The organism is Candidatus Nanopelagicales bacterium (genome assembly GCA_018003655.1).
GTDB lineage: Bacteria > Actinomycetota > Actinomycetes > S36-B12 > UBA10799 > JAGNDY01.
In genome coordinates this window covers 101,694-111,299 of record JAGNDY010000002.1, presented here as the reverse complement: position 1 = coordinate 111,299, position 9,606 = coordinate 101,694, and the positions used below count along the sequence as shown (strand labels likewise).

General features: G+C 62.7%; 11 protein-coding genes and 4 tRNA genes. 4 read left to right on the top strand and 11 right to left on the bottom strand.

The window, feature by feature from the left end; all coding sequences use genetic code 11:
- The coding region (locus tag KAZ48_01185) for a zinc-binding dehydrogenase (GenBank protein MBP7971380.1) at window positions 1-345 on the top strand (345 nt) is incomplete at its 5' end.
- A gap of 67 nt (window positions 346-412) precedes the next feature.
- On the opposite strand, the gene KAZ48_01180 is transcribed toward KAZ48_01185, so the two are convergent.
- The 5 genes from KAZ48_01180 to KAZ48_01160 form a co-directional block, all read right to left on the bottom strand.
- A tRNA-Val gene (locus tag KAZ48_01180) sits at window positions 413-490 on the bottom strand.
- Window positions 491-627: 137 nt separating this feature from the next.
- Window positions 628-698, bottom strand: a tRNA-Cys gene (locus tag KAZ48_01175).
- Window positions 699-849: 151 nt separating this feature from the next.
- Window positions 850-1,434 (bottom strand): DUF4333 domain-containing protein, encoded by a 585-nt coding sequence (locus tag KAZ48_01170; protein MBP7971379.1) that lies wholly within the window; start codon window positions 1,432-1,434, stop codon window positions 850-852.
- 130 nt (window positions 1,435-1,564) lie between these two features.
- Window positions 1,565-1,744 (bottom strand): Flp family type IVb pilin, encoded by a 180-nt coding sequence (locus KAZ48_01165; GenBank protein ID MBP7971378.1) that lies wholly within the window; start codon window positions 1,742-1,744, stop codon window positions 1,565-1,567.
- Between the two features lie 195 nt (window positions 1,745-1,939).
- A tRNA-Gly gene (locus KAZ48_01160) sits at window positions 1,940-2,015 on the bottom strand.
- Window positions 2,016-2,116: 101 nt separating this feature from the next.
- Between KAZ48_01160 and KAZ48_01155 the strand changes: the two genes are divergently transcribed.
- Window positions 2,117-3,163 carry a chorismate-binding protein gene (locus tag KAZ48_01155; protein MBP7971377.1) on the top strand — a complete coding sequence of 349 codons (1,047 nt, stop codon included), beginning with the start codon at window positions 2,117-2,119 and terminating at the stop codon, window positions 3,161-3,163.
- Entirely contained in the window at window positions 3,160-3,996 is an 837-nt protein-coding gene (locus tag KAZ48_01150) for an aminotransferase class IV (GenBank protein ID MBP7971376.1), read from the top strand. The genes KAZ48_01155 and KAZ48_01150 overlap by 4 nt, the downstream gene beginning before the upstream one ends.
- Window positions 3,997-3,998: 2 nt before the next feature.
- Here KAZ48_01150 and KAZ48_01145 read toward each other — a convergent pair whose 3' ends face one another.
- A complete protein-coding gene (locus KAZ48_01145) occupies window positions 3,999-5,111 on the bottom strand; it encodes an alpha-hydroxy-acid oxidizing protein (protein MBP7971375.1) in 1,113 nt (370 codons plus the stop codon).
- A 24-nt stretch (window positions 5,112-5,135) separates the two neighbouring features.
- Window positions 5,136-5,576 (bottom strand): SsgA family sporulation/cell division regulator, encoded by a 441-nt coding sequence (locus KAZ48_01140; protein MBP7971374.1) that lies wholly within the window; start codon window positions 5,574-5,576, stop codon window positions 5,136-5,138.
- 213 nt (window positions 5,577-5,789) lie between these two features.
- Here KAZ48_01140 and KAZ48_01135 point away from each other — a divergent pair.
- Window positions 5,790-5,866, top strand: a tRNA-Val gene (locus KAZ48_01135).
- Between the two features lie 69 nt (window positions 5,867-5,935).
- Here KAZ48_01135 and KAZ48_01130 read toward each other — a convergent pair.
- The 4 genes from KAZ48_01130 to narH all read right to left on the bottom strand — a co-directional run.
- Window positions 5,936-6,757: a YwiC-like family protein gene (locus tag KAZ48_01130; GenBank protein MBP7971373.1), complete on the bottom strand. Its 822-nt coding sequence runs from the start codon at window positions 6,755-6,757 to the stop codon at window positions 5,936-5,938.
- Window positions 6,758-6,776: 19 nt separating this feature from the next.
- Window positions 6,777-7,529: a respiratory nitrate reductase subunit gamma gene (narI, locus tag KAZ48_01125; protein ID MBP7971372.1), complete on the bottom strand. Its 753-nt coding sequence runs from the start codon at window positions 7,527-7,529 to the stop codon at window positions 6,777-6,779.
- On the bottom strand, window positions 7,526-8,170 hold the full coding sequence (gene narJ, locus KAZ48_01120) for a nitrate reductase molybdenum cofactor assembly chaperone (protein ID MBP7971371.1): 645 nt from the start codon (window positions 8,168-8,170) through the stop codon (window positions 7,526-7,528). The genes narI and narJ overlap by 4 nt, the downstream gene beginning before the upstream one ends.
- The coding region (narH, locus tag KAZ48_01115) for a nitrate reductase subunit beta (GenBank protein ID MBP7971370.1) at window positions 8,167-9,606 on the bottom strand (1,440 nt) is incomplete at its 5' end. The genes narH and narJ, both read right to left, overlap by 4 nt.

Below are 9,606 nucleotides of genomic sequence, written 5' to 3'. Positions count from 1 at the left end.
ATCATGGAAGCAGTAGGTGGAGCCACATTGGGAGCCGCATTTTCCAGAGTCGCCAAGTGGGGAACGATCGTGCAGTACGGGGAGGCATCTGAGGATTCAGTAAGTTTTCCCGCTGGGATTTACGGCACTATGCCCGGCGTCCGCTACGAACCCCTTCTGCTCTTCCCAAACCTCATGAGCGAAATGGCCGGCACAAAGACGTTGGAGTTGCTGTCCGGACTCGTTGCGACAGGAAAGTTGCATCCGGAGATCGCCGACATCATGGATTGGACCGACACGCCTGCCGCGCTTGAGCGGCTCGCGTCGCGAGCCGTCGTCGGGAAGCTAGTGCTTCGCGTTTCCTAGCGGTCTTGACTGGGAATGCTATCCCCGGAAACAACGAAACCCCCTGTGCCGCAGGGGGTTTGATGTTTGGTGCACCCGCCCAGATTTGAACTGGGGACCCCCTCCGTGTCAGGGAGGTGCGCTAACCAGGCTGCGCTACGGGTGCGTCGTGAACTGCTGTGCGGCCGCAATCACATCGATCGGTAGATTGCTTTGCGCCTCGTGCAGGCTAGCACCAACTTGTGCTGCCCATTGTGTTCGGGTGGGCGGCCACATACGGAGCGGACCGCCCACCCGGAGCAGAGGTGGAGACGGGATTTGAACCCGTGTACACGGCTTTGCAGGCCGTTGCCTCGCCTCTCGGCCACTCCACCGTGGGGCACCAGCGCTAGGACGTCAATGCTGGGTACTTCGCCCCTCAGGTTATCAGCGTGGCTGTTACGGCCGACGCACCAAGCCGCGATTGCTCGCAGCGCGATACCGACACTCCGGCTGGATTCCCACCGGCACCGTGCTGAGAGATGTCTACTGCTGCGTCGCCTTCCAGGTGAGGGCGCCCGCGTTGTCTTTGACGGTCACATCGATACCGGTCGACGCCGGGTTGCCGTCTTGTCCGGTCCCCTCTGCCGTGCAAGTGAACGTTGACCCCGCCTGGGTGATGAGCAGATTGTCAATCGCACCCTCGGGGTCGCAGGTCGTCTGCCAATCGCTGGTGCCAGCAACCTGGTCGGTGAGGCCTTTGGAGATCTGTTCCTCGGCTGCTGCCAGGGAGACGAGCGCGATGTCAGATGGGACTGCGGAGACGTTGCCCTGGTCGTCGGTCTGCGTGACCGTGTAGGTGTATTGCTTGCCGTTGATCGTCACAGGGCAGTCGAACGTGGCACCTGACTGAATTTTGATATCGCTGGGGCAATTGGCGCTCACACTTGCGCTGGGTGCAATCTCGTTGATCTTTGAGGTGATGATGGAGTCCATCTTGTTGCTGTCGAGAGAACCGCTCCCGCTACTACAGGCGGACAATCCGAGGCCAGCGACAGCGATGAGCCCCGCTCCCAGCCCGATCCGGATGGTGCGTTGCTTCGTTCGGCCGTGTGCTGCACTTCGTTTCATCGGTGACATCGGATCCCCTGATCGCATGACTGGTGGAAGAAGCCGGGATTGGCTACCCACGCGGTTGAGTCGAAGCGTGGCAGACCCGCGCCCGCGAGGCAACACACGCGTCGGGAGTCGCTGTACGACGTCAGTTTGCCGAACTCACGGTGCTGCCGACGTTGGTGAAATCCTGGCTAAGCGCGCTTCCGAGAAAGAACACGGCAGCGAAAACGGCTATTGCCACGCCGGCAATCAACAACGCGTATTCCACAGCGCTAGCACCCGACTCACCGCAGGGTGCCGAGCAGGTCTGCCTGCGCCTGGACATCCTGTCGCCTCCCACTCGGCCGCGGACCTCACCGCAGCTACGGCATGCATCGGCATCTGCGCGGGCCGAGGTGTGCGGGGTTAGTCCAATGCGGTGAATCGGCATTTCGAATCAGCAACTGGCAAATGGCGGCAATTGCCACCGTAGTGACTCACTGCTGGCGCTCGACAAGGGATACAACCAAAGAGATACAAATGGAGCGGACGACGAGATTCGAACTCGCGACCCTCACCTTGGCAAGGTGATGCGCTACCAACTGCGCTACGTCCGCATACACCCAGCTCGGGATCGCCGCGCTCGGTGCGGGCACACTCTATCCGATGGCTGCGAGGATGCTGCCCAGGGGAGTACACGAAGGACTGGGAGGCGCTGATGGTTAAGCCGAGCGCTGCCGCGTGGTTCGGAGGTGCGCTCGGCACCGGGTTGAAAGACGTCACATCGGACATCTCAGCGCTCGACAGTTCCGGTCGGTGGGCGGTCGTCATCGACTTTGAAGGCCACGCGACGTGTGCTCGGTTTGCGCATTGGCAGGCTGGCTCACCGGCCCAGGTCGCCGTTGACTGGACGGGTCCGGCGCAGACCGCATACCGCTCCAGCATGACCCGCGGCAAATACCTAGCCGCCGTCGAACAAGTTCGGTCCATGATCGCCGCAGGCGACGTCTACCAAGTGAATGTTTGCCGGACGATGACCGCCGAACTGCCCGATCCCGCTGCTGTGGACGTAATGGGGCTCGCTGCGTTGCTGGTCCGCGGAAATCCGGCGCCTTATGCTGGTTGCGTTCGTTTGCCCGACCAGGACATTGCGGTCGCGAGTGCCTCGCCCGAGCTCTTCCTGCGCCGTCGGGATTCGAAGCTGGACTCTGGCCCGATCAAGGGCACGGGCGTCACGCCTGCCGATTTGTCGCCAAAAGATGAGGCTGAGAACGTGATGATCGTGGACCTCGTCCGCAACGACCTCAGTCGGGTCAGTCAGATCGGATCAGTCGAGGTTCCATCTCTACTGAGGGTGGAAGAACACCCGGCGCTCACTCATCTGGTTTCGACCGTGACCGGACAGATCGAACCGGGCCTGGGCTGGGCGGACATTCTGGCAGCGACGTTTCCACCTGGCAGCGTGAGTGGAGCACCCAAGTCGAGCGCGTTGACTGCTATCCGCACTGTTGAACCGACCGCTCGCGGGCCTTACTGCGGCGCTGTCGGGTGGGTTGACGCGGACACTGTAACTGCGGAACTGGCAGTTGGTATTCGAACGTTCTGGGTGGACCGGGCCAACGGGTCTCCGCAACTGCACTTCGGAACCGGGGCCGGGATCACCTGGGGCAGTGACCCGGCGTCCGAGTGGCGAGAGACCGAGTTGAAAGCCAGTAACCTGATTGCAGTGGCGTCCGAGCAGTGGAAATCAGGGGAGAGGCAATGACGGCAGCACAGGTCTGGCTCAGGGATGGTTTGGTCCCGGCTCCCGAGGCATTGGTGCCGGTCAATGACCGTGGGTTCACCTCTGGCGATGGTGTCTTCGAGGCTATGAAAGTGGTCGACGGGCGCCCCTTTGCTGTGACGCGACACCTGCGCCGACTTGCGAATTCCGCAGACATCGTGAGCCTCGGCCTGCCTGAGGATCTCGACCTGCGCGCCGTCATCACCCAGACAATCGAAGCGAACGCGGAGCGCCTCGGCTACCTCGCCCGGTTGCGGATCACGGTGACGGCCGGGTCCGCGCCGGCTGGGATTCTCCGAAGCGGCGAGGGACCCACGGTTGTCGTCACAGTGGATCCGCAACAGCCGCATCCGGATTCGCTGACCGTCATCACCGTTCCGTGGCGTCACAACAACCACAGTGCGGTTTCCGGTGCCAAGACCACCTCGTACGCGGAGAACCTCGTCATCCTTGAGCGGGCCCGCGCTGCCGGAGCAGACGAGGCGCTGATGGCAGACACGGATGGCAGACTCTGTGAGGGCACAACCTCGAACGTGATCCTTGAGGTCGATGGCCGGTTGGTGACGCCGAGCCTCGCCACCGGCTGTCTACCCGGCGTGACCCGCGATCTGCTGATCGAGTGGGGAATCGTGGAGGAGCTGGATGTTCCGTTTGAACAGGTGGCTCGCGCATCAGAAATCCTGCTGTCGTCCTCGACCCGGGATCTGATCCCCGTCGAGTTGATCGACGGTCGGCCCATGTCGGCCCCGGGACCCCTGGGCGGCGAGGCGGCCGTGCAGTTCGCGCTCCGTGTCGACGAGGACATCGATCCCTGACCTCAATGAGGCGGCCACAGTAGATCGGACGTCAGGTCGGCAATGGTTGGTGCTCCGAGCAGAGCCATCGCCATTTCACACTCGGTGCGCAGAATCTCGACGACGTGGGTGACGCCGGGTGCGCCGTACGCGGCGAGCCCCCAGATATACGGGCGACCGACCAAGACAGCGGTAGCACCGAGGCAGAGCGCCTTTACCACGTCGGTGCCCCGGCGAATGCCGCCGTCAACGAGTACCGGGACAGCACCAGCGACCGATGCGATGACACCCGGCAGCGCATCTACCGTCGCTGGTACCGAGTCAAGGTTGCGAGCGCCGTGGTTGGACACGATGATTCCGCCGGCGCCGAATTCGACGGCTCTTCGCGCGTCATCGGGTCGCAGAATCCCCTTAGGGAGGATTGGTACTGCCGATTGCGAGACCAACCACTCAAGGTCTTTCCAGGTGATGTCCGGCGACAAGTGGGGGTTGTAGATGCGGCGATGTGGTGGTGTGTCATCGGGGACAACCTGCGAGCCATCAAGGATCGGGTAGGTCGCTGCGGCGGCTGCGCCGAGGTTGTTGCGCTTGTCGCGGTCACGAGCGCCGAGTGTTGGCGTATCGACGGTCAGTACGAGCGCGCTGGCTCCCGCCGCAATTGCCCGGTTGACCAGTTCCAGGGTCCACCCACGATCTCGCTGCACATAGAGCTGGAACCACCAGGGTTGGTCGAGTTCGGCTGCGAGCTTGCCGATCGGATCCAGGGTCGTTGCGCCTAGTGAACTCTGCACGTAGAGAGCCTGAGCGGCCTGAGCGCCACGGATTGTTTCGAGTTCACCACCGGGGTAGTACGCCGTGTGGCGCGCGGTCGGCGCGAGCATGATCGGGTGTTCGAGCGTCAGCCCAAGCAACTGGGTCGTGGTGTCCAGTCGCGAGACGTCCACCAGGGTTCGCGGTGCGAGGTGGATGTCCGACCAACGGTCGCGACTGGCTGCCAGAGTCCGTTCGTCGCCGGCCCCACCAGCGACGTAGTCCCAGGTAGGTCCGGCGAGCACCTCGGCAGCCAGCGGCTCAAGTTGTCCTACGCTGACGATCTCGGCGAGTGCGGGGAGACGCGCCGCACCGTCGGTCATCATCGACGACCGAGGTGGACGTGGCGCCTACAGGTTCGCTGCGCCGCCATCGTCCAGCAACCGATCGATCAAGCTGTCCATGTCGAGCATGGCGCCTTCCGATCCAGCAGGAACGACCGTGAACGTGCGGGCGAGGAAATCTTCGACCTCTTCGAACGGAGCCTCCATCAGCGCCTGCCCGCTGGGCGATGAGAGTGAGAGGCAGAGCACGTCGTGGCCGTTGGACTTCGATGGCCAGACGGCGATGTCGCCCTCACCAGTGGGCTTGCGCAGCCCTTCTGCCAGGAGTTCGCGCGCGAACACCCAATTCACGTCTCCCTCGGAGGTGCGGAAGGTCGCGCGGACCGAGAACGGCTCGTGAGCTGCATAGTCGAACAGGGCGGGCACCGAGACGGAGCGTTCAGCGGTCAGCACCAACTTGAAATCCATTGCGGTGGTGACGATCGTTGGCAAAGGTCCGGTAGTCATGGGGCAATCCTCCTCGAAGTGTTCGACGAAGTGATGCCCATTTGCGATCCGTCGCAACCAAGATGTGAGGTGTTCGCCCCCAGTTGGCGCAATCTGTTGCGCTGCGTGCAAGGTCCGCTACTGCCCGTGGCCAGATTCGGCCGCAGCTCGCACCGATGGCCTCACGAGGCCCACCATGACGGCTCGGATAAGGTGAGTCCTCGCCAGTTATCCGCACCTGTAGCTCAGTTGGTTAGAGCGCACGCTTCACACGCGTGAGGTCCCCAGTTCGAGTCTGGGCAGGTGCACCAACCGTCCGTTCGCCTTGCCTTGCCTGGCCGGGCCATCGGGCTGAGGTTGAAACAAGCAGCCGCAGCGCCTCAGCCTGCCGCAGCGACAAATCCCACGCCGGCAACCAAGACAAAGCCGACCAACTCGAACATCCCAATCACACCGGGCTTCATGGGACGGCGGCCGACGAGGAACGACCGGGCAAGCAGGAATCCGAATGCCAGGCCCGCCGCGACCGCAGTAGCGGTGCTAATCCAGGTGCTGATCGCAATGGCGACCGCGAGGCTGACACCGGCAAACAACTGCGAAGCCCGCCGCAACCACAAGTCGTTGCGTTGCCTGATCAGTGAGCGCACGTGCATTGTCGATCCGACGAGGGCGAAGCTCGCGAATGCGGTGACGACCCACAGGGCGCTCGGCGTCCCAGCAATCCCGGGGGCGACCCATCCGCCGGCCGATGCGCCGACACCCCACATGATCGGCGTGATTGCTACGCACTCAACGATGAAGACGGCATCGTTGGTCAGGCTTCGCTCATTGCCAGCTTTGGCGAATGCCAGGTTCACTGCGAAAGCGATGAGGTAGGCCAACCCGACCCAGACCAGCCAAGGTCGGGCAATGAGGAGCACGACCGCTATTGCGATGCCAGCGGAACCCCAGATGCCCAGCGCTCGTGCGTAGCGTTCCCGCCGCGGATAGCGCAGGTAGGCGATCGCAAAGTAGGAAGCCGGGTAGGCCACCACGAAGCCGACACCCAGTAGCACCAGGGCTGGCGTGAACCCGGCGATTGCCCAGCCCAACACAACCGGTAGCCCCAAGAGGGCCCACGCCCCATGCTGGGGTGGGAAGAGCGACACCGGTCGCGCAGGCCGACGAGGTTTGACCGGCTTGCCGGTCTCTGGCTGGGTCACTCGGCTAGTCACACTGTGCTCACTTCTTGGTTGGACTCAACCCGGGGCGCTCCCAGCCTGGTCGTGGATCGCGGTTGCCAGGTTGGTTATGGGGATCCTTTGAGCGATACACCACGTAGGGCCGCCACAGGTAGCCCACGGGTGCGGAAAGAACGTGCACGAGTCGGGTGAACGGCCAGATGGCCAACAGGGAGAAGGCCGCGATTGCGTGCAGTTGGAAGGACAAGGGCGCCTCGGTCATCAGCGCAACGTCCGGGTTGAAGTAGAAGATGCCCCGGAACCAGATGGAGACGGTCTCGCGGTAGTTGTAGCCGGAGCCGAACAACTGCCAGCCGAACGTGTTGTACAGGCCCAGCCCAACAACCGTTCCCAACATTACGTACATGAGCTTGTCCATGTTGGTCGTCGCGCGGAACACCGATGGCGTCGAGCGCCGCCGCCAGATGAGCCCGATGAGGCCAATAACCATGACAACGCCGGCGACCGATCCGAGGATGACTGCCATCAAGTGGTACAGGTCTTCGTTTATCCCCAGCGCGTTCGTCCAGGATTCGGGAATCACGAGTCCGGCGAAATGGCCGAGCAGAACACCGAGGAGCCCAAAGTGGAACATCGGGCTCGCCCATCTCAGCAGCTTTGACTCGTACCACTGGCTCGATCGCGTGGTCCAGCCGAACTTGTCGTACTTGTAGCGCCAGATGTGCCCGATAACGAACGACGTCAGGCACACGTAGGGGAACACCAGGAAGAAGAAGGTCTGCAGCGCAGTCATGGTCGGGCTCCGATCGTGAGTAGTTCCGATCCGAACGGTTCGAGTCCCACCGTCTCGGTCGGTGGTCCGGCAGCGACGAGTTCCTGGGCCGCCAGCAGCTGGACGTCAGTTAGTTCCGGCAGGGTCGTGATCAACGCCTGGATCACGAGTTGCTGTGGCGCAGCGAAGCGCTCCAATGCCGCTCGCAGAACTTCCAAGCCCTCACGGTGCTCGTGCAGGATCGCCAACGCGGCCGACTCCTCGTCGGGCCCGCTGGCAGCGAACTCCAGCAGCACCGGTAGGTAGTCGGGTAGCTCGCCGCCCTCAACCGACCAGCCGGCCAGTCGGTAGGTCTCTTTGAACCGCCAGAGGGCCATGCCCCGACGGCGGGTGTCGCCGTTGAGGAAGTAGCTCAGGTAGAGGCAGCAGCGCCGCTTGAGGTCAAATGTTGCTACGTACTCCGACTGAAGCTCCAACAATGGCCTGTCCGCGGTCAGATCGAGGAACTGCAGCAATGGTTTTCCGACGATGTCGGGCAAGTCCCTGCTGAGCCGTCGAAGCATCGGGACTTCGGCTGTGGCGGCCTGATCTGGGTAGGCAAGCAGGCGCGCGATCGCCAGGTAAGCAGCGACCCGCTGCTCCCGAGTCAGCGTGACCGTCATCGGGGTCCCTCCTCGACATCTGAGTACTTTTCAGCTTCCATCCGCTGCTTGGTTAGGTGAAAACTCTCGATCGTCACCGGCACAGGCTGCGACTCTCCCATTGCCCCTCCGCCGGGGCTGGCTTCCCAATCGACCGAACACCCGGGCAACTCGTCCGCGAACGCTGCAGCGACCTCACTGTGGGCAGTCGGAATGACGTAGCGGTCCTCGTACTTTGCAATCCCCAGGAGTCGGAACATGGCTTCCATCTCCTGACCCGTCATGCCAACTGCCTCGGCGATGGTGGGATCTGGTTCGTCGCCAAGGTTGATGCGGCGCATATAGGCGCGCATTGCCGCAAGCTTGCGCAGCACGTCATTGACTGGTTCGACATCGCCAGCGGTAAACAGCTCCGCCAGATACTCGACCGGGATGCGAAGAGCGTCGATCGCCCCGAAAAGGTTTCCGATGTCCTCGCCGTCGTGGCCAGTCTCAACGAGGGCATCGACAACCGGTGAGAGCGGCGGGATGTACCAGACCATCGGCATTGTTCGGTATTCCGGATGTAGCGGCAACGCGATGTTGTACTCGCATGCAAGCTTGTAAACCGGGGACACTTTGGCTGCCTCCAGCCAGTCGTCCTGAATCCCGTCGCGGCGCGCCTGGGCGATCACCTCGGGGTCGTTCGGATCGAGCAGGATCGCTTTCTGCGCCGCCATCAGTTGTTGGGGATCCTCGACGGTGGCGGCTTCCGCAACGCGGTCGGCGTCATAGAGGAACAGCCCGAGGTAGCGCAACCGTCCGACACAGGTCTCTGAGCAAACCGTCGGTTGTCCGGCCTCGATGCGTGGGTAGCAGAACGTGCACTTCTCGGCCTTGCCGGTCTTGTGGTTGAAGTAGACCTTCTTGTACGGACAGCCCGAGACGCACATCCGCCAACCGCGGCACTGATCCTGATCCACCAGCACGATGCCGTCCTCCTCGCGCTTGTACATCGCACCGGATGGGCACGACGCGACACAGGACGGGTTCAGACAGTGCTCGCAGATTCGTGGCAGGTAGAACATGAAGGCTTCTTCGAACTCGAACTTCACCTTCTTGGTGAGGTTCGCCAACAACGGATCCTTGTGGCCGTGCTCGGGAGCCCCACCAAGATCGTCGTCCCAGTTCGCCGACCAAGTGATCTTCATGTCCTTGCCGGTGATGAGGGACTTCGGCCGTGCAACCGGGAAGTCATCGCCGGCCGGGGCGCTAATCAGGTTGTCGTAGTCGTAGGTCCACGGCTCGTAGTAATCCTCGATCCCCGGCAGGTTGGGGTTACTGAAGATCGTCGACAATTTGTGGAGTCGGCCACCGGCGCGCAAGCGCAGTCGACCCTTGCGGTCGAGCTTCCACCCACCCTTCCACTTCTCCTGGTCCTCATAACGCCGCGGGTAGCCCTGTCCTGGCCGGGTCTC